Source organism: Flavobacterium sp. NRK F7 (assembly GCF_024054195.1).
In the GTDB taxonomy this organism is placed as follows: Bacteria; Bacteroidota; Bacteroidia; order Flavobacteriales; family Flavobacteriaceae; genus Flavobacterium.
This window is the reverse complement of sequence record NZ_JAMXLB010000001.1, coordinates 1,338,627-1,360,049: the sequence shown is the minus strand read 5'-3', so window position 1 is coordinate 1,360,049 and position 21,423 is coordinate 1,338,627. Positions and strand designations below refer to the sequence as shown.

Annotated in this window: 18 protein-coding genes; 4 read left to right on the top strand and 14 right to left on the bottom strand. The window is 32.8% G+C overall.

Going from position 1 to position 21,423, the window contains the following annotated elements; translation table 11 throughout:
* The first annotated feature begins 144 nt into the window (after positions 1-144).
* Both NHF47_RS05795 and NHF47_RS05790 read left to right on the top strand, forming a co-directional pair.
* A complete protein-coding gene (locus NHF47_RS05795; RefSeq protein WP_252764040.1) occupies positions 145-1,095 on the top strand; it encodes a hypothetical protein in 951 nt (316 codons plus the stop codon).
* A gap of 164 nt (positions 1,096-1,259) precedes the next feature.
* Entirely contained in the window at positions 1,260-3,155 is a 1,896-nt protein-coding gene (locus NHF47_RS05790; RefSeq protein WP_252764039.1) for a sensor histidine kinase, read from the top strand.
* Between the two features lie 252 nt (positions 3,156-3,407).
* On the opposite strand, the gene NHF47_RS05785 is transcribed toward NHF47_RS05790, so the two are convergent.
* From NHF47_RS05785 to mraZ, 14 genes are all read right to left on the bottom strand, one after another.
* Complete coding sequence (locus NHF47_RS05785; RefSeq protein WP_252764038.1) at positions 3,408-3,857, bottom strand: GatB/YqeY domain-containing protein; 450 nt, start codon at positions 3,855-3,857, stop codon at positions 3,408-3,410.
* Positions 3,858-4,035: 178 nt separating this feature from the next.
* Positions 4,036-6,003 (bottom strand): cell division protein FtsZ, encoded by a 1,968-nt coding sequence (gene ftsZ, locus NHF47_RS05780; RefSeq protein ID WP_252764037.1) that lies wholly within the window; start codon positions 6,001-6,003, stop codon positions 4,036-4,038.
* Between the two features lie 11 nt (positions 6,004-6,014).
* Positions 6,015-7,373, bottom strand: a complete 1,359-nt coding sequence (gene ftsA, locus NHF47_RS05775) for a cell division protein FtsA (protein WP_140997060.1) — start codon at positions 7,371-7,373, stop codon at positions 6,015-6,017.
* Positions 7,374-7,382: 9 nt separating this feature from the next.
* The gene (locus NHF47_RS05770) at positions 7,383-8,108 is read right to left on the bottom strand and encodes a cell division protein FtsQ/DivIB (RefSeq protein ID WP_252764036.1); all 726 of its coding nucleotides are present in this window, start codon (positions 8,106-8,108) and stop codon (positions 7,383-7,385) included.
* Positions 8,095-9,444, bottom strand: coding sequence for a UDP-N-acetylmuramate--L-alanine ligase (murC, locus tag NHF47_RS05765; protein WP_252764035.1), 1,350 nt, complete (start codon positions 9,442-9,444; stop codon positions 8,095-8,097). Before murC ends, NHF47_RS05770 begins: the two co-directional genes overlap by 14 nt.
* 40 nt (positions 9,445-9,484) lie before the next feature.
* Positions 9,485-10,576 (bottom strand): undecaprenyldiphospho-muramoylpentapeptide beta-N-acetylglucosaminyltransferase, encoded by a 1,092-nt coding sequence (gene murG / locus NHF47_RS05760; protein WP_252764034.1) that lies wholly within the window; start codon positions 10,574-10,576, stop codon positions 9,485-9,487.
* Between the two features lies 1 nt (position 10,577).
* Positions 10,578-11,858 carry an FtsW/RodA/SpoVE family cell cycle protein gene (locus NHF47_RS05755; protein ID WP_252764033.1) on the bottom strand — a complete coding sequence of 427 codons (1,281 nt, stop codon included), beginning with the start codon at positions 11,856-11,858 and terminating at the stop codon, positions 10,578-10,580.
* 6 nt (positions 11,859-11,864) lie between these two features.
* The gene (gene murD, locus NHF47_RS05750) at positions 11,865-13,196 is read right to left on the bottom strand and encodes a UDP-N-acetylmuramoyl-L-alanine--D-glutamate ligase (protein ID WP_252764032.1); all 1,332 of its coding nucleotides are present in this window, start codon (positions 13,194-13,196) and stop codon (positions 11,865-11,867) included.
* Position 13,197: 1 nt separating this feature from the next.
* Positions 13,198-14,415, bottom strand: a complete 1,218-nt coding sequence (gene mraY, locus NHF47_RS05745; RefSeq protein ID WP_252764031.1) for a phospho-N-acetylmuramoyl-pentapeptide-transferase — start codon at positions 14,413-14,415, stop codon at positions 13,198-13,200.
* 30 nt (positions 14,416-14,445) lie between these two features.
* A complete protein-coding gene (locus tag NHF47_RS05740) occupies positions 14,446-15,909 on the bottom strand; it encodes a UDP-N-acetylmuramoyl-L-alanyl-D-glutamate--2,6-diaminopimelate ligase (protein ID WP_252764030.1) in 1,464 nt (487 codons plus the stop codon).
* A complete protein-coding gene (locus tag NHF47_RS05735; RefSeq protein WP_252764029.1) occupies positions 15,906-17,888 on the bottom strand; it encodes a penicillin-binding protein in 1,983 nt (660 codons plus the stop codon). The genes NHF47_RS05740 and NHF47_RS05735 overlap by 4 nt, the downstream gene beginning before the upstream one ends.
* Positions 17,879-18,238 carry an FtsL-like putative cell division protein gene (locus tag NHF47_RS05730; RefSeq protein WP_252764028.1) on the bottom strand — a complete coding sequence of 120 codons (360 nt, stop codon included), beginning with the start codon at positions 18,236-18,238 and terminating at the stop codon, positions 17,879-17,881. The genes NHF47_RS05735 and NHF47_RS05730 overlap by 10 nt, the downstream gene beginning before the upstream one ends.
* Positions 18,239-18,263: 25 nt before the next feature.
* Positions 18,264-19,172: a 16S rRNA (cytosine(1402)-N(4))-methyltransferase RsmH gene (gene rsmH, locus NHF47_RS05725; protein ID WP_252764027.1), complete on the bottom strand. Its 909-nt coding sequence runs from the start codon at positions 19,170-19,172 to the stop codon at positions 18,264-18,266.
* On the bottom strand, positions 19,147-19,617 hold the full coding sequence (gene mraZ, locus NHF47_RS05720; RefSeq protein ID WP_252764026.1) for a division/cell wall cluster transcriptional repressor MraZ: 471 nt from the start codon (positions 19,615-19,617) through the stop codon (positions 19,147-19,149). Before mraZ ends, rsmH begins: the two co-directional genes overlap by 26 nt.
* Before the next feature lie 362 nt (positions 19,618-19,979).
* Between mraZ and NHF47_RS05715 the strand changes: the two genes are divergently transcribed.
* Together NHF47_RS05715 and yihA are read left to right on the top strand one after the other, a co-directional pair.
* Entirely contained in the window at positions 19,980-20,735 is a 756-nt protein-coding gene (locus tag NHF47_RS05715) for an alpha/beta fold hydrolase (RefSeq protein ID WP_252764025.1), read from the top strand.
* Positions 20,736-20,773: 38 nt separating this feature from the next.
* A complete protein-coding gene (yihA, locus tag NHF47_RS05710) occupies positions 20,774-21,394 on the top strand; it encodes a ribosome biogenesis GTP-binding protein YihA/YsxC (protein ID WP_140997073.1) in 621 nt (206 codons plus the stop codon).
* Positions 21,395-21,423 lie beyond the last annotated feature (29 nt).

The window sequence follows — 21,423 nt, the reverse complement described above, 5'->3', positions numbered from 1 at the left end:
GAAAAAAACATCTTAGTGTTAAGAAATTATTTTCATCTCAAGTACACCTCATGGAAAACCACGAGGCAATTTCATGGTAAAACGCTATTCCTTTTTTCGGTATAAAATTTCAATTTTACATCAAACAAATAAATACTTAATAACATGAAAAAACTTTTTTTAAACAAGCTACACCTAGTGTTGGCTTTAGTCGTATTCTCATTGGTGAGTTGTGAAAAAGAAAATGATGACATTACTTTGGATCAAGAGCAAGCAACTGCAACTGTTGAAACTTTAAAAGCTGCTTTAGTAGCACCAACCTCGCAAGAATTACCAAAAGCGGTAGGTGACCAAATTAACGACAGTAAAGCAAACTTGGCTTTATATGCTAACAGCGGAATCGAAATTGCGGAAGTAAAAGTATTAGGAACGATTAGTTCTGAGGCAACTTTAAACTTATCAAAAGAAGTAGTTTCGGGTTCTGAAAGTGTAGTCGCTTCTGGTGATTTAACACAACCTAATTCGATTACGACAGGAAAATTAAAAAATGTATACACTGGAAATGAATTGGTAGAAGTACAAAGAAACATTCAAGAAGTGGTTACTAACGAAGTAAACGTTAACGATCAGGTTCTTGAAATTACTTGGAATATCCAAAATCAAAAAGTAAAAACGTTATGTTTCTACAATAACGATGGAATTGTTTGGGATAACGTAATCGGTGGTTTAATCATTTCAACTGATGTAACAATTGACGATAGCGAATCATTTGATACACAATCTAGATTGTCTTCAAGATGGAGAAGCTTAACGTGGACGGCTAACTGGCTTTGGGGTTCTAAAAGAGGTGAAATGGGAGCGAAAATCACTATTTACTATTCTGGATCAACTGTAAGCAGCACAGACCGTTCTGATTGGGCGTATATTTCTTTAGGTAAAGCAAAAAGCGAAAGTAAAACTACTAAAAACAGTGGTTCGTATGGAAAAATCCAATATGCTTTAGGACTTTGTACTCCAGTTGGTTCTTTAAGCTTCAATAGCAGCAACTTTACTGTAAGTTTCTCTGGTTTAGGAAGTAATGTAGTGGCAAATGGTACTATAACTTTATATCCATAATACAAAAGGCGTTAAAGAAGGGTTGTCTGATGAGTTATTCATTGGGCAACCCTTTTTGCATTTGTTTTTCAGTATGATTTAAAAATGATATATTTAAACTATAGAACTAAAAACTGCCCGTTAACCTACTTTGAAACTTATTCTATCTTTTCAATTACGATGGCATGAAAAAAATATTGCTTTGGGCACTACTCTTATTTTCTTCTGTTGGGTTAACCCAAAAACAAATAGATAAAACAAGTTTATACCAACAAATAGACACGCTTCGTCATTATATCCAAGAGAACCAAATGGGTTTTGCCAATGAAAAAACAGCTGCCATTCAAAAGCAAGCGCTATCCTTTGATCTCAATACCCAATTGGATATTGCGTATAAATTGAGTTTGTCGTATTTGCATCATAGTTATAATGAGGAGGCCAAAAGAATCCTCTTAGCAAGTGTCCCCAAAATTAAAAATGGTACAAATCACGAAATCAACGGAAAACTGTTTAAGCAATTGTGTTACATTGGTATGGTGGAATATGATGTGCCTTCTGCAACCAAATACTACGAATTAGCAAAAGACAATTTTAGTAAAACTAAAGACACTAACTTACTGTACAATTTGGATTTGTTGGTGTTTAAAATGTATTTGAATCTCAAAAAATATGATTCTGCCTTAGCAATTGCTTCCACTTGCTATGCACGAAGTGTGCAATCGAAAGACAGCACCCAAATGATTAATGCGTTCTCTTCCTTAATTGATTATTACAAAGCAGTCAATGATTATAAAAATGTTTTAAAATATGCTAAAAAAGGAGCCCATTTAAGTGCCAATGGATTTCAGAATTCGCATTCTTATTTTTTAGAAGAACAAGCCAATGTGTACATTCATTTGAAAAAGTACGATTCTGCAACACTATTTTTCAAGAAAGCTGATGATGCTGTGGTTAAGGATACGTCTTCCTTTCATAATTATAAAACTTGGCGTATAAATAAATTAGGAGCCGAATTGTATGCGCTTTTGAATAACAAAGAAAATGCCTTGAAATATTTAGCGTTAACGCGTGATTATCCTTTTGAAAATAATTTGAAAGAACAAAGTGAGTATCTTTTTTTTAAAGCAAGTATTTATGAAAAATTAGGTGATTATGATTTGGCGCTCAAAAACCTTAGACTCTATTTGAATTTGAAAGAAGAAATTGATAAAAAAGAAGCCCAACGCTATTTAATCAAATACACTTCTTTGTATGAAAGCATCGAAAAAGAGAAGAAAATAAATGCGTTAATTAAAGAAAATCATGAGAAAGAAAATTTAATTTACAAAAGTGATTTAAAACGGAAATTCATTTTGTTTTACTTTTCGATACTCTTCTTATTCTCCATTTTATCGTTATTGGTTTGGTATCGGTTTAAAACCAAAAAAATTCTCATTAAGGCAGAAAATTTACGCTTTCAATCGGTGATTGATGCACAGGAGAAAGAACGCATTCGCATTGCTAAAGATTTACACGATGGTTTGGGCCAAAATATATGCGCTATTAAAATGATTTGTTCCAATAGCTTGGACTTAGAAGACCCCTCCAATAAAAAACTCACGCATATTATTGATGAAACTTATGAAGAAATTAGAAGTATTTCACACAACATGATGCCTAGTGTTTTGATTAAAAAAGGATTGGTTCCAGCCCTTCAAGAAATGATTCAAAAACTGGAAGACCATAGCAACATTCATTTCGATTTCCAACATGATTTTCCAAATACGATTGAAGAAAACATTGCCATTTCTATTTATCGTATTGTTCAAGAAGCACTTTCTAACATTTTAAAACATGCCAAAGCCAGCAAAGTAACGATTCGTTTAGGCAAAGAGAAAAAAAATTATATCCTATTTATACAAGATAATGGAATAGGTTCTAAAGAGTTGGCCCAATTTCATTTAAGTAGTGATTTGGAGCATAAATCCCAACCAACAGGCATTGGTTTAAAAAATATTTTATCGCGTACCAAAATGATTGAAGGAACTATTTTTATAGATAGTATTCTTAATGAAGGTACTACTTTGAAAATTATTTTTTAAAAGAGTTTCGTTTTTTTATTAAAACGTCAGTTCGAGTATTTTTGTGAAGTAAATGGAACAAAAAAATATCGAGAACTGCTTTAATAGTCATTTTTCTTGTTCTCGATATATTTTTCTAACGAAAAACACTTGAACTGACGAAAAATTAGCATAAAAATAAAATAGATTATGCTTGTTTAAAAGTAAAAAAGGTATAAAATACCATTTAAAACAGTACGTTATACCTTTATATATCATTTGAAAGTAAAAGAATTATACTAATAATTTCTTTACAATTCCAGAAATTACTTTTCCTTCCGCTTGTCCTCCAATTTGTGCAGACGCTAAGCCCATTACTTTCCCCATAGCAGCAATTCCATTAGCTCCTGTTTCAGCAATAATTTTTGAAACAATCGCTTCAATTTCAGCTTCTGATAACTGAGCAGGTAAAAACTTCTCAATTACTGCAATTTGTGCCAATTCTGGTTCTGCTAAATCTGCACGACCTTGATTGGTATAAATTTCAGCACTGTCTTTACGCATTTTTACTAAACGCTGTAATAATTTAATTTCATCCGCTTCAGATAAACCATCTGATGCACCTGCTTCTGTTTTGGCTAATATAATAGCTGCTTTAATCGCTCTTAATGCTTCTAAGGCAACTGTATCTTTTGCTTTCATGGCCTCTTTCATTTGATCCATAATTTTTGCTTCTAAACTCATATGCTTTTTATTATATGTTGGATGTTATTTTTATTTTATTTTTTTTAAGGCATCTCGACTGCGCTCGATGTGAAACCTATGCTAAAGCTGTTTTTTGTAAAATCTGTTGCAAAAATAGTAAAAAAAATCCCGAAAATGTTACTTCTCGGGACTAAGGTTAGGTTAGTTATAAGCAGATTTAATCTACGTTATCATGCAAGAATGAATTGTTAGATCGCAATTGTAAATCGTCATTGCTATCTGTCCCTAGTGACATTCTTGATTTTGCATTAGAATCGGTAGGTGCAGAGGTTACATCAATTCCCATTCTTTTATATGCTGGCTCTTTTTCGATTTCATCGATATAAGTTGCACTATTGTTGAACTTATAATTAAACTCTTTCATTTTACGTTTGCGTTCTTCAGAACGTGCTTTTAGCGTTTCTTCAATCGTCATTTCGAAAGGAGATTCGGTTTCAAAAACAGGTGTTTTTTTAACTTCTGGCTCCGTCTTTTTAACTGCAAAATTCAATTCTTCATCGATTGGTTCTTTTACTTCCGCTACTGGTTTAGAAGACAATAATTCGTCTTCTTTTTGTAAATAATCCTCTAATGAATATTTGATAACGCCTTCTTTATTTACTTCCGTTACGGGCACCACATTAATGGGATCTTTAACTTCCATTTGTTTGGTTTCTTCCGTTAACTGGAATTTCTTCTTAGGCTCTTCTTCTATGGTTTCATTCGCAAATAAATCTAACGAAAAAGAGAATTTATCTTCTTTTACTACAAATTCAGGATCCACTACCTCCATATTTTTAATTTTTGGAGTTATGATTTCAAAAACAGGATCCACCATTTCTTCTTTAGCAGCTACAATTTCAAAAGTAACATCTAAGTTTTTAATCCATTCCGAAGTAGGTACTAAATCCATGGTTGGAGTAACCTCCTGAATTTCAAACTGAATTTCTTTTTCTTCCACTTCCTCATCTAAATTGAAGATCACTTTATCTTCCACTTTAGTTTCCGCTACAGGTTTCTTTTCTTCTTTAGGAGCTGTTGTTTCAAAAACAGGATCATTAACCACCATATTTGCAATGGTTTTGTTGGTTAAGTCGTGTACAATTTTTTGATCGTCTTCTAAAGAGTGAATTATTTTTTTAGGTTCAGAATTTACAATTTCAGCTTGTTGTTCAATATTAAAGCCCGTTGCAATAATCGTTACCGCCACAGCATCACCTAAAGTTTCATCTTCACCCACACCCATAATAATGTTGGCATTGAAACCAGCTTCCGCTTGAATGTAATCGTTGATTTCACCAATTTCATCAATGGTAATTTCAGAAGTACCTGAAACAATTAATAACAATACATTTTTAGCACCGGTAATTTTGTTATCATTCAATAATGGTGAATCTAATGCGCTCATAATCGCTTCTTTAGCTCTATCTTCTCCAGAAGCTGTTGCAGAACCCATGATTGCCGTACCACTATCTGCTAATACGGTTTTAGCATCTTTTAAATCGATATTTTGAGTATAGTGATGCGTAATAACTTCTGCAATACCTCTAGCAGCAGTTGCTAATACTTCATCCGCTTTTGAAAACCCAGCTTTAAAACCTAAGTTCCCATATACTTCTCTTAATTTATTATTGTTAATTACGATTAAAGAGTCCACTTGTTTGCGCAGTCTTTCCACACCTAACATCGCTTGTTCCGAACGCACTTTTCCTTCAAATTGGAAAGGGATTGTTACGATTCCGACTGTTAAAATGTCTCTTTCTTTCGCTAACTGAGCAATTACAGGAGCAGCACCAGTACCTGTACCACCACCCATTCCGGCAGTTATAAAAAGCATTTTTGTATTGGTATCCAACATTTTTTCAATGTCCATAATACTTTCTAAGGCAGATTGTTGCCCAACTTCTGGATTTGCACCAGCACCAAGACCTTCAGTCAAACTTACACCCAACTGAATTTTATTTGGCACCGCACTATTTTCAAGTGCTTGTGAATCGGTATTACAAACAATAAAATCTACTCCTTTTATTCCTTGCTTAAACATGTGGTTGATGGCATTACTACCACCTCCTCCTACTCCAATAACTTTGATAACGTTGGATTGGTTTTTCGGTAAATCGAATGATATGCTTTTAAAATCTTCCATAGTTGTACTTTTTATTCTGCGTTATCTAAAAACTCTTTAATTTTTTCTATATACTTGTCAAAAAATGATTTTTTGATTTTGCTTTCTGTTGTTTCTATTTTTTCTACTTCTTTTTCTTCTTCCTGTTCTTCGATTGTTTCTGCCACATTTTTTGGCTCGAAAACAGGCTCTTCTTTTTTCATTTCAACTAAAGGTGTCGCACTTTTTGTATTGTTACGAATACTATTCATTACCAAACCTACCGCTGTAGCATATAACGGACTCGATAATTCTTCATCTGAATTACCTGCTAAGTGCTCGTTTGGATATCCAATGCGCGTATCCATTCCAGTTATGTATTCCACCAATTGTTTGATATGTTGCAACTGAGAACCACCTCCTGTTAAAACAATACCTGCAATTAGTTTTCGTTTGGGATCTTCATGTCCATATAATTTGATTTCCGCATACACTTGCTCAATGATTTCCACTACGCGAGCATGAATAATTTTGGACAAATTTTTTAACGAAATTTCCTTCGGCTCTCTTCCTCTTAATCCAGGAATAGAAACAATTTCATTGTCTTTATTTTCTCCTGGCCAAGCTGAACCAAAACGAACTTTTAGTAACTCTGCTTGTTTTTCAATAATCGAACAGCCTTCTTTAATATCTTCTGTAATGACATTTCCTCCAAAAGGAATAACCGCTGTATGACGAATAATCCCATCTTTAAAAATGGCTAAATCGGTAGTTCCACCACCGATATCAATTAAAGCTACACCTGCTTCTTTTTCTTCCTGACTTAAAACCGCATCGGCAGAAGCCAACGGTTCTAACGTAAGCCCAGACAATTCCAATCCTGCACTTTTCACACAACGTCCTAAATTGCGAATAGATGCTGCTTGTCCAACCACTACATGAAAACTCGATTCCAATCGACCTCCATACATTCCAATGGGTTCTTTAATTTCTCCTTGTCCGTCCACTTTAAATTCTTGTGGCAAAACATGGATAATTTCTTCTCCAGGTAACATGGCTAATTTGTGTACTTGTCCAATTAAAGCATCAATATCTACATCATTGATTACTTCTTCGGCATTAGGTCTACTGATGTAATCGCTGTGTTGAATACTACGAATGTGCTGCCCGGCAATACCTACAACCACATCGTTTATTTTATATCCTGAATCGCTTTCTGCTTCTAAAATAGCTTGTTGAATGGATTGAATTGTTTGCGTAATATTGTTTACAACACCCCTATGAACACCTAAACTTTTGGATTTTCCAACACCTAGAATTTCCAGTTTCCCGTATTCATTTTTCTTACCAATCATCACTACAATTTTTGTAGTTCCGATATCTAATCCAACTGCAATATTATCTTTGTTCATAATTCACTTCTATTTCTTACAAACTACTTGTTCGGTAAACATTACGTTTACTTCTTTATAATTCTTAATCAATGTATCTTTAACCGCATGCTGAAAAAAAGCTTTGTAATTCTTTAATTTCTTTTCAACATAAACTGGTTTACCAAAAATTATTTTATAATTATAATTTCTGCTGGTCAAAATAACGCTACCCGAAGGCAATACTTTTATACCGGTGATGTTCTTTTTCAAGAAATCATCTTTGTAAATTTCGTTACACAACAAGACATAATTATCTTTCTCTTTTTCATTAAAAGTGCCCATAAGAATAGGAACTCTCGCAGAAAAGTTTTCAGACAAAGGTATTTCAACACCTTTATTGTCAAGATAATACATTGTATTACCTGACACATATCGTACAATTGGGGTCTTTTGTGTTATATTAGCATTTAGAGAACCATCTATTGTTGAAAAAATTTCACATTTTTCAATCATCTTGTGATTATTAAGAGCAGTTTCTAAAGACTTCAAATCTACTTCTTCTTTTTTAATAGTTAACGAGCCTCCTAAATTTTGTTTCAACAAGTTATTAACCATTTCGTGAGTTATGAACAAATTTTCTTCTCCTCCATAAAAAGAAATAGTAACACTTTTTAGCTTTCTTTTCTCATTTCTATATGATGAAAAAGAATATAAAAACACCATTACGATGAGTATTAAAATTAAGCGTATATTTTGCCAATTAATACTTTTCATACAATGCTTTTTTTATGTCCTTAACTAATTCCCCAATATCTCCTGCACCAATGGTAACATAGACATCCGCCTCAGTATTTTTTAAATGTCCTACCAAATCTTCTTTAGCAATCAAAGTCTTTTTTTCATTGGTAATTTTATCTAACAACCAAGCTGAAGTTACCCCTTCAATAGGCAATTCTCTTGCCGGATAAATATCCAACAAAATGATCTCATCAAATTGAGACAAACTTTCTGCAAATCCATCAATAAAATCTTTCGTTCTTGAAAACAAATGAGGTTGAAAAGCCGCTACAATTTTTTTATTGGGATACAACTCTCTAACCGCTTGATGCACTGCATTTATCTCTGTAGGATGATGCGCATAATCATCGATATAAACCAATTTCTCGGTACGTATCTGAAAAGAAAAACGCCTTCTTACTCCTTTAAATGAGGCTAAAGCGTCTATTATTTTTTTATTTTCAATCCCATAACTTTTAGCCATACCTAATGCAATTAAAGCATTGGATAAATTATGGTGTCCTGGTAAACCAAATTTAACATTGGTAATCAATTCATTAATCGTTTTTACATCAAAAACATAAAAACCATTTTCTATGCGAATATTTTGAGCGGTAAAAGTAGCTTCTTCTTGTATACCAATGGTATTTCCTTCCAAAGGCAAACCTTTAGCTACAAACAAATTTTCAGGAGTTACTTTATGAGCAAACTCAACAAAAGAAGCCTCAATAGAAGCGGTATCTCCATAAATATCTAAATGATCGGCATCCATGGAAGTTACACAAGCTAAATTGGGATGCAAATGCAAGAAAGAACGATCAAACTCGTCTGCTTCCACAACGGTAACTGTTTTTCCTTCACCAATAAGATTGGAATTGTAATTTTCAACTATTCCACCTAAAAAAGCAGTTACATCTACTCCACTTTGAAACAATATATGTCCTAAAATACTTGACGTTGTTGTTTTCCCATGTGTTCCTGCTACTGCAAAACAGAAAGTATCTTTGGTTATCAAACCTAAAACAGCAGCTCTTTTCTTTACTTCAAACCCATTTTCAAGGAAATAATTCCATTGTGAATGCGATTTTGGAACAGCTGGCGTGATGACCACCAAAGTAGTTTCTTTATCTAAAAATGGAGTAGCAATTAACTCGAGTGTATCTTCGAAATGAATCGGCATTCCTAAAGCTTCCAATTCATCAGTTAATTGCGTTTTTGTTTTATCATAACCTGCTACATTTTTACCAATATTCATAAAATAACGAGCCAGGGCACTCATTCCGATGCCTCCGATTCCTATGAAGTAGATATTTTGTATTTGGTTAAGATTCATTTTTTTTATTTGTTGTTGTTTTGATTTTTTATTATTTCTTTTAGAGCAATTTTTCTATTTCATCTACAATTTCATTCGTTGCATTTGGCAAGGCCAATTTGTATATTTTCTTACTTAATTTGGCTTGTTTTTCATCGTTTGAAATAAGGTCGGCAAAGATATTCTTAAAATCGATATCCAGATCTTTTTCTTTCAACAAAATAGCTGCTTTTTTATCCAAAATAGCTTGTGCATTCTTAGTTTGATGATCCTCAGACACATTAGGTGAAGGAATAAAAATGGTAGGCTTACCTACAATGCATAATTCGGATACCGAAGAAGCACCAGAACGTGAAATAATGACATCTGCAGCCGCATAAGCAAAGTCCATTTTATCAATAAAAGCAAAAACATGTACGTTTTCTTTTGTATTAAAATGGTTATATTCTTCAAAATATAATTTTCCGCACTGCCATATGATTTGAACTCCCAAAGCCAATAGAAAATCAATTTCTTTAGCGATAAGTTGGTTAATTCTTCTCGCACCCAGACTTCCGCCTAAAACCAACAAAGTCCTTTTTGTACTGTCCAATTCGAAATAGGTTAGTGCTTCAAATCTTTTATCATCACTATTTAATAAATCCTGACGAACTGGATTTCCTGTTATGATTAATTTTTCTTTTGGAAAGAATTTTTCCAAACCTTCATAAGCCACACAAATGGTATTGACTTTTTTTGCCAATAACTTATTCGTAATTCCTGGAAAAGAATTTTGCTCTTGAATTAATGTGGGTATACCTAACATAGTAGCCACTTGCAAAACGGCCCCACTTGCAAAACCACCAGTACCAATCACTACATCTGGTTTAAATTTTTTGATGATACGGTATGATTTCCATAAACTAGAAGTTAGTTTAAAAGGAAACATTATGTTTTGTAGGCTTATTTTTCTTTGGATTCCAGAAATCCAAAGCCCTTTGATATCATAACCTGCTTGAGGTACTTTTTGCATTTCCATTTTATCTTTGGCTCCCACAAATAGAAATTCGGCATCATGAAAACGATATTTTAATTCGTTTGCAATAGCAATTGCAGGATAAATATGTCCTCCTGTTCCACCACCACTGATTATAAATTTCAATTTCTTTTCCATATTACTGATTCAAAATGGGTTCTAAAGGGTTAGCCACTTCATTTTCCTCTTCTTTATGTTTATTGTCTTCTAATTCTATTTCTCTATCAATAATACGTTGTAAAGCTTCTTCTCTTTTCTTTTTTTCCGCTTCATCTAAAGCTACTTCGGCTTCTTTTTTGGTTACGCTCAAAATGACACCCACAGCCACGCAGGTCATCCATATAGAAGTTCCTCCACTACTAATAAGCGGCAAGGTTTGTCCTGTTACTGGTAATAACTCTACAGCCACAGCCATATTAATTAAAGCTTGAAAAACAATTGGAAACCCTAAGCCAATGATTAATAGTTTACCAAATAATGTAGGAGCTTTTTGTGCATTTATAATAAACCTAAAAAACAGCAACAAGTACAAGAATAAAATTCCTACAGCTCCAAGTAGACCGTATTCTTCTACAATAATGGCAAAAATAAAATCGGAAGAAGATTGAGGAAGAAAGTTTTTTTGCACACTTTTCCCAGGGCCTAACCCGTAAATTCCTCCTGAAGCAATTGCAATTTTTGCTTTTTCAATTTGGTAATCATCTTCATTGGGTTTATCATCTAAGAAACGTTCAATTCTATTTCCCCAAGTATTTACCCTGCTAAACAATTTATTAGTTGGGAATGCTTTGGCTAATAATAAAAATAATAATAATGCAGCAATCCCTAAACCTATTACTGTTGCTAAATATTTTAAAGGATAGTAACCAATGAATATTAACATACATACCATAGAAAAAATAAGTGCTGTAGTTGAAAAGTTCGTTGGTAAGATTAAAACCAAAACCCCAAATACGGGTAACCATAATTCTAAAAACGACTCTTTAAATGTATATTCTTTATCACTTACTTTTGCTAAATAACGCGCTACATAAACCATTAAAACTGTAAAAGCTAAAGTAGACGTTTGAAAGCTTACCCCTACAAAAGGAATTTGAATCCATCTACTGGCATTTGCACCACCAATAGTTGTACCTTGAAACAAAGTATAGAGTAAAAGAACAATTACTAGTGGGATTCCAAAAATGGACAAAGCTCTAAAATAATGATAAGGTACTTTATGTACAAAATAGATAATAGCAAACCCTAGGAACAAATGTCCAAGATGTTTCACTAAATACCCCATGGTAGATCCTTTACCAATTACATAAACTAAATTAGTACTAGCACTGTAAACGGGCAAAAAAGAAATGAGAGCCAATAGAAAAACTATTGCCCAAATTACTTTATCTCCTCTTAATCTAGCTACTAATGCTTTCATTTTTTGTTATAAATTATGTACTGCGTTTTTAAATTGACGGCCTCTATCTTCGTAATTTTCAAATAAATCAAAACTTGCGCAACAGGGTGACAACAATACGGTATCCCCTTTTTCAGCCATTCTCTGTGCAATTTTAACTGCCTCTGTCATGGAAGTAGTTTCAATCATTACATCTACCACATTATTGAAAGCGTTAAATAATTTTTGGTTATCTACACCTAAACAAATAATACCTTTTACTTTTTCTCTAACCAATGGCATTAATTCATCATAATCATTTCCTTTGTCAACACCACCTACAATCCAAACCGTTGGACCTGTCATACTATCTAATGCAAAAAAAGTAGCGTTTACATTGGTTGCTTTGGAATCATTAATGTATTGTACATTTTGTATTTTCAACACTTTCTCCAAACGATGTTCTGCACCTTGAAAGTTACTTAGACTTTCTCTTATCGTTTGTTTTCTTACTTTCATTAACTGAGCAACCGCAGTTGCAGCCATGGCATTTTTAAGATTGTGTTTTCCTTCTAAAGCTAATTCGTTGATTGGCATGGTAAATAGGTCGTTATTAATTTTACTGTTCAAATTGTTATTTTCTTCAAATCCTCCTTCTTCTACTGATTTAGTCACTGAAAAAGAGAGTTTTTTTGCTTTTGTTTTATTATTTTGAAACCATCTATTGATTTCAACATCATCATGGTCAACAATTAAAAAATCGTTTTCTGTTTGATTTTTTGTAATTCTAAATTTAGAAGCGATATACAAATTATAATCATAGGCATAACGATCTAAATGATCTGGACTCAAATTGGTAATTACAGCTATATCTGGTCTATAATTTACAATCCCGTCCAATTGAAAACTGCTTAGCTCTAACACATAATAATCGTGATTATTTTCAGCGACTTGCCAAGCAAAGCTTTTTCCAATATTTCCTGCTAATCCAACATTTAAACCACCTTGTTTTAAAATGTGATAGGTTAACAAAGTGGTGGTGGTTTTTCCATTACTTCCTGTAATTCCAATGGTTTTAGCATTGGTAAACGGAAAAGCAAACTCTATTTCAGAAATTACTGGGATATTTCGTTCCAATAATTTTTTAACAATAGGCGCTTTCTCTGGAATTCCTGGACTTTTCATGACTACATCTGCATCTAAAATCAAAGATTCGGTATGCTTTTCATCTTCCCAAGGTATTTGATTAATGCTAAGAACTTCTTTGTAATTTTCTTTTATTTTTCCAAAATCAGACACAAATACTTCGTATCCTTTTTTCTTTCCTAAAATTGCGGTTCCTACTCCGCTTTCTCCTCCTCCTAAAACAACTAACTTCATGCTATCTTAGTTTTAATGAAACCAATGAAAATATAGCTAAAAGAATTCCAACAATCCAGAAACGGGTCACAATCTTACTTTCATGAAACCCTTTCTTTTGATAATGATGATGCAAAGGTGACATTAAAAAAACACGCCTTCCTTCTCCATATTTTTTCTTCGTATATTTAAAATAACTTACTTGTATCATTACCGATAAATTTTCAGCTAAGAAAATACCACACAAAATGGGAATCATCAATTCTTTACGAATAGCAATCGCAATAACAGCTATAATACCACCAATGGTTAAACTTCCTGTATCTCCCATAAACACTTGAGCTGGATAGGTATTGTACCAAAGAAAACCAACTAGAGCTCCTACAAAGGCTGCTATATAAATGGTCATTTCACCTGAATTTGGGATATACATAATATTGAGATAATCTGAAAAAATTATATTTCCAGAAACAAACGCAAAAATACCAAGAGTAAGCACAGAGATAGCGGAAGTACCAGCGGCTAAACCATCTATTCCATCTGTTAAATTAGCTCCATTAGAAACCGCAGTAATGATGATAACCACCATAGGTATAAAAATAAGCCAAGCCAAATTTTGATAACCGTCGCCTAAAAAAGACAACACCTCTGCGTAGTCAAATTCATTATTTTTTAAAAAAGGTATGGTTGTAGCTGTTGATTTTTCTTGCAAACTGGTTGGATCAATATTTTCAATTTTTACTCGTTCCCCTATCGTATCTTTACGAATGGTTACGTTGGGATGCAAATACAAAACACAACCTACTATTAATCCTAAACTTACTTGTCCAAATACTTTAAAAATTCCTTTTAAACCTTGTTTGTCTTTTTTAAACACTTTAATATAGTCATCAATAAAACCAATGGTTCCCATCCAAAGTGTGGTCACAATTAATAAAATGATATAGATGTTTTCCAATTTTGCCAACAAAAGCACCGGGATAAGTGTCGCTAAAATAATGATGATTCCACCCATAGTAGGCGTACCTGCTTTTTGACTTTGCCCTGCTAAACCTAAATCACGAACGGTTTCACCTACTTGTTGTTTTCTCAAAAAGTTGATGATTTTTTTACCATAAATAGCAGCTATTAGTAAAGACAAAATAAATGCAAAAGCCGATCGGAAAGTAATATATTGAAACACTCCTGCCCCAGGAACATCAAATGTTTTGTCCAAATATTGAAAAATATAATATAACATATCTTTATTTTTAAATTCTGTTTTTAAAAATTACTTTCCTAATTCTTGCAACAATGTTGTTACAATTTTTAAATCATCAAAATCATGTCGTACACCGTTAATTTCTTGATACGTTTCATGTCCTTTTCCTGCTATAAGAATAATATCGTTTGCTTCCGCTAATTGACAAGCCGTTTTAATGGCTTGCTTTCTATCTAAAATGGAGAGTGTTTTTTTATAATTCTGTGGTTCCACTCCTTTTTCCATTTCTTCTAAGATTATCGTTGGATCTTCTGTCCTAGGATTGTCTGAAGTAAAAATGGCTTTAGTACTCAATTCTGAAGCAATTTGGGCCATGATTGGTCTTTTCGTTTTATCTCTATCACCTCCACAACCTACAACAGTGATTAATTGTTCATTTTTAGTACGAATATCTTCTATAGTTTTTAATACGTTTTCCAATGCATCTGGTGTATGCGCATAATCCACAATAGCTGTTATTTTACTCGAAGAAACAATATATTGAAATCGACCTGAAACACTTTCTAAATCAGAAAGCAATCGTAAGGTTTCTTGTTCTTCAATCCCCAATTCAACAGCCGCGGCATAAATCGCTAATAAATTATACGCATTAAAAGAACCTATCAATTTTGTCCAAACTTCATTAGTATTAATTTTCATCAATAAGCCCGTAAATTGATTCTCTAAAATTTGAGCTTTATAATCAGCATAGGATTTCAAAGCATAGGTTATTTTCTTGGCTTTGGTATTTTGGAACATAATTGCTCCATTTTTATCATCTATATTAGAAATGGCAAAAGCCGTTTTAGGCAAATCATCAAAAAATTTCTTTTTTACATCCCTATATTCCGCAAAAGTCTTGTGGTAATCCAAATGATCGTGTGACAGATTTGTAAAAATGCCACCTTGAAATTGAAGTCCTTCCGTTCTCTTTTGATGAATTCCGTGCGAACTGACTTCCATAAAACAAAACTCACAACCCAATGCTACCATTTCATTTAAATAGTAATTAATACTCAATGAATCTGGAGTGGTATGCGTTGCTTTGTATTCGGTTTCATCCACAAGAATTTTAACTGTAGAAAGCAAACCTACTTTATAACCTGCTTTTTTAAACAATTGATACAATAAAGAAGCAATAGTTGTTTTCCCATTTGTACCTGTGACTCCAACCAATTTTATTTTTGAAGAAGGATTTTCATAATAATTTGAAGCCATGAAAGCTAATGCTTCATTTGAATTTGCAACTTTAATATAAGTTACTCCATTTACAATAACTTCTGGGAATTCTTCACAAATAATAACACTCGCACCTAAGCTTAATGCTTTTTCAATAAAATCATGCCCATCGGAAACAACACCACGAATTGCCACAAAAATATCATTCAATTCAATTTTTCTAGAATCGAATTCAATTTTTTGGATAACAACATCAGTAGCTCCTTTAACGGCTTCTATACCTACTTTATACAATATGTCTTTTAAGACTTTCATGACAATTCTATTGTTATGGTTTGATTTTTTTGAATTTTTTCACCTGGTTTCACCGATTGAGAACTTACTTTACCAATTCCTCTTACCGTTACTCGTACTCCTAAATTTTCCAATAATGCAACTGCATCCATTCCATCCATTCCATTTAGATTCGGTATTAATGAAGTGGCTTTATCAACTTGATTATAATAGGTATTATAGGCCTTTTCAGTTACCCCAATTTGCTTTTCTAAATCTTGTATATGATTGGTAGGAGGTGAATCGGTATAAATTTTTTGAGCAATACGTTTAAAAACCGGTCCCGCCACGTCTGCTCCAAAATAACCAGCTGAAACATTGGGTTTATGAATGATTACAATACAAGAATACTTCGGATTGTTTGCAGGAAAATAGCCCGCAAAAGAAGAGATATAATGCAATTGAGATTTGTCGCGATAGTTAGCTTGAGCCGTTCCTGTTTTTCCTGCCATTGAAAAATCTTTAGAATACAACTTAGATGCTGTTCCTTTCTTTACCACATTTTCTAAAACCGCTCTAACTTTTTCCAAAGTTTCATCTGATGCAATTTTAGGATTGATAATTTCTGTATCGTATTTCTTTATCGTTTTATTCCATTCTTTAATTTCTTTTACAAAATAGGGTTTCACCATAACTCCATCATTGGCAACTGCATTATATAAAGCTAGGGTTTGTAAAGGGGTTAATGAAATATTATATCCGAAAGCCATCCATGGTAAAGTGGTACCATACCATTTTTTATCACCTGGTTGTGGTACGTAAGGTTTTCCTTCTCCTATTAATTGTAAACCTAAAGGTTTGTTTAAACCATAGCTATTAATCCTATCTACAAATTGTTTCGGATCATCTTTATAATTATCGTATACAGCTTGAACTAAAACCGTGTTAGAAGAAACTTCAAAGCCTCGAGCTAAAGATATTTTACCATAACCTCCTCTATGAGAATCCCTTACTTTCTTTTTATAATATTCGACTACACCTTCATGTGTATCATAAATCTTACTGGTATCTACTTTTTTATCATCTAAAAGGGCTATTAAATCAAACAATTTAAATGTAGAACCGGGTTCGTGTGATTCTGCTACGGCATAATTTTGAGTTTCATAATAAGATCCATTATTGGCTCTACCTAAATTAGAGATGGCTTTAATTTCACCTGTTTTTGTTTCCATAACCACAACACAACCATGATCTGCTTCATAAAATTCTAATTGTTTCAACAAAGCATGATGCGCAATATCTTGCACATAAACGTCAATGGTTGACACAATATCAAATCCATCTTGTGGTTCTAATTCATTATTATCATTAATTGGCTTCCATTGATTTTTTGCAATTTTTTGCATCATTCGATGCCCATTTTTCCCATTAATGTATTTTTTAAATGCAAACTCTAAACCTTTTCCATCGCTTTCGGTTCTCTCATAACCAATTGTTCTTTGAGCAATTAACCCAATCGGATGTTCTCGAACCGTTTTTTGCTCAACAATAATTCCTCCTTTATAGGGGCCTTTATTGAAAAGAGGAAAGCTTTTAATTCGCATATAGTCGGTATAACTTAATTTACTGGCAACTAAGTAATATCTGTTTTGATTTGATCTTGCTTTTTGTAATGCTGCTTGATAATAACCCGTGGACCTACCAAACATAGCCGATAAAGAATCACTTAAAGCTTTAATATTCTCTTGAAAATTTTCTTTAGAAGGAGAAAGCGCATCAAAACGTATGGTATATTCAGGAATTGAAGTTGCAAGCAAACTGCCATCAGCAGAATATACATTTCCTTTATTTGCAGGAATGACAAAATTCTTAACCGTTCTTTCTTTAGCCAATTTACGATAGTAATCCCCTTCTAACCATTGAATATTATTGAGTTTTATCATAACTAAAATAGCCATCACAAACATGGTGAAAGCCACTAAATACATACGGTAGTTACTATTTTTCTCTTTTACTGCCATATTTTTAATTTGTCTATAAAACTCTTTTTATCTTCTTTTTTAGTTTTTACAATAATTTTTGTAGGAGGAACATCAGCTGGAAAAATACCTCTAACTTCCATCTTCTTCGCTACTGTAGATTCCATCTTTAATTTCATCAATTCAGAACGCCTATCTACAAATTCCGAACGAAGCTCTTTTACTTTATTCGTTAATTCAGTAATCTTATAATTTTTCGCATCATATCGATGATTATTAGCAATCATTATCATGGCTAGAAAAATTAAAAAAACAATGAATTTCCAGTTTTTTAAAGCATCATCACTTACAAGAAATTTTGCTTTGAGTAAACTATAAATACTGTTTTTCATCTTTATTACGATTACAAATCTTACTTTATTTTTTTTCTGCCACCCTTAACTTGGCACTTCTTGCCCTATTATTACTCGCAATTTCGGTTGCGTTTGGCACAATCAATTTTTCAATAATTTTAAAGGGAACCTCATAATTACCAAAAAAATCCCTTTCAGGCTCTCCTTCAAACATTCCATTTCTAAAAAAACGCTTTACCAGTCTGTCTTCTAAGGAATGATAGGAAATCACACTCATTCTTCCACCTATTTCTAATATTTCAAGTGATTGCTCTAAAAACTCTTTTAAAACCTCCATTTCTTGATTGACTTCAATGCGTATAGCTTGGTAAATTTGAGCTAAAATCTTATTGCTTTTATGAGCAGGTAAAAATTTAGCTAAAACTTGCTTTAAATGCTCCGAATCTTTTATTTGTCTTTCTTTTCTAGCTGAGACAATTACATTTGCCATTGCCCCTCCATTTTTCAATTCTCCATATTCCAAAAAAACGCGCTTCAAATCTTGTTCATCATACTCATTCACTACATGATAAGCGCTGATTTCACCTTTTTGATTCATTCTCATATCTAATTCTGCATCAAAACGAGTGGAAAACCCTCTTTCTGCAACATCAAATTGATGTGACGAAACACCTAGATCAGCTAATATTCCATCTACTTTTTTAATACCATGAAATCGTAAAAAACGTTTGATGTTTCTAAAATTTTCATTAATCAACAAAAAGCGATTATCATGAATTGCATTTCGCAAGGCATCTTCATCTTGATCAAAAGCAATTAATTTTCCATTTTCACCCAAACGAGACATAATTTCTCGAGAATGACCTCCACCACCAAACGTCACATCCACATAAACTCCATCAGGCTTTATATTTAAACCATCAACCGTTTCTTTTAATAAAACCGGATTATGATATTCCATGCTCATCATCATTTAAATTACCCATTACTTCTTCCGCTAAATCTGCAAAATCATCAGTTGCATTTTCAATTACGTTTTCATACAAATCTTTATCCCAAATTTCAATAATATTTACTGCCGATGACAATACAACATCTTTTTCAACCTTAGCAAAAACGACTAAGTCTTTTGGAATCAACAATCTACCATTTGCATCAATCTCAACTATTTTAACTCCAGCTGTAAAACGACGTATAAAATCATTGTTCTTTTTTACAAAACGATTTAATTTATTGATTTTCTGCATCATTGTATTCCATTCATCCATCGGATACAATTCCAAACAAGGCTGAAAAACAGAACGTTTCAACACAAAGCCCGCTTCCAAAGAACCAAATTGTTTCTTCAGAGACGTGGGCAGCATTAACCTTCCTTTAGCATCTACCTTGCATTCATATGTACCAATAAATGACGTCAATTGCACATTTTTAATTAGAATATGGACAAATTTAAAAAAAAATTACCACTTTTTACCACTTACTCCCACTTTGTTAATAAGTTTTTACACTTGTACGAATAAATGAAATTCCTAAAAACGAACTCATTAGTACTGAAATAAAGCCAAAACACCCTTGACAAATGATAAAAAAAACAATAAGCCAATACAAAAACCCCAATAAAAAACTACTATTATTTAGTAAATGTGTTGAAAACTAAAAACTTAACCCTCTACAGTATCTTTAAAAAAAGGTTTTCAAATAGTTTTTTTCAATTGCTTTTAATTCCTATATAAAATCTTATATTTGTCAAAATTTCAGAAATAAATTTGAGATTCATTTTATGTTAAAGAAAGAAAAGAAATACACCTATTTTGAAGCTGGTGAAGGCACCCCAATTATCGTGCTACATGGTTTAATGGGTGGTTTGAGTAATTTTGAAGCTGTAGCTGATTTTTTTCCAAAGAATGGATATAAAGTAGTAATACCAGAACTACCTCTTTACACACAAAACATTCTTAAAACCAATGTAAAAGCTTTTTCAAAATTTGTAAAAGATTTTATTATTTACAAAGGCTATGACAAAGTAATTTTACTTGGTAATTCTTTAGGTGGGCATATTGCGCTTTATCACGCAAAAATGTATCCAGAATTAATGAAAGGATTAGTAATTACTGGTAGCTCAGGTTTATATGAAAGTGGCATGGGCGAAAGTTACCCTAAAAGAGGTGATTATGAATATATCAAAAAGAAAAGTGAGGATGTATTCTATGACCCCAAAGTAGCTACTAAAGAGATAGTTGATGAAGTATTTGCTACAGTAAATGACCGAATTAAGTTAATAAAGACTTTAACCATTGCTAAAAGCGCGATTCGTCATAATATGGCAAAAGACTTACCGAATATGCAAACACCAACGTGTATTATTTGGGGAAAAAATGACAAAGTAACCCCTCCAGAAGTAGCTGAGGAGTTTAATAAATTACTACCCAATTCTGAATTGTTTTGGATTGATAAATGCGGTCATGCAGCCATGATGGAACATCCAGATGAATTCAACAGATTATTGTTACATTGGTTAGAAAAAAATAATATTTAACAAATTCCCCTTCTTGGGGAATTTCACTTTTAAAAAAGATGAAAATAACAAGTGCTGAATTTATTATTAGTAATTCCGATGCTAGTAAATGTCCGAATGAACCCTTACCAGAATATGCTTTTATAGGAAGATCCAATGTGGGTAAATCTTCTCTAATAAACATGTTAACCAATCATAAGAATTTAGCCAAAACATCAGGAAAACCTGGAAAAACGCAACTAATCAATCATTTCAAAATTAATCAAAACTGGTTTTTAGTAGATCTACCAGGTTATGGATATGCCCGAGTTTCCAAAAAAACAAAAGAAACTTTTCAAAAATTCATTACCGATTATTTCGAAACGAGAGAACAATTAGTTTGCGCTTTTGTACTAATAGATATTCGATTGGAAGCTCAAAAAATTGATTTAGAATTTATCAATTATTTAGGTGAAGCAGGTGTTCCATTTTGCATTATTTTCACAAAAGCAGATAAAATTGGAAAAGTAAAAGCGCAACAAAATGTAGCCGCTTATAAAAAGAAAGTACTTGCCAATGGCTGGGAAGAAATGCCTCAACATTTTATTACCTCATCTTCAGATGGAACTGGAAAAGAAAGTCTTTTAACGTTTATCGATCAAATTAACGAAGGAATATTCAAAGAAAAAGGGTTTATTTAAAAACCCTTTTTTTATTTATTCTTTTAACG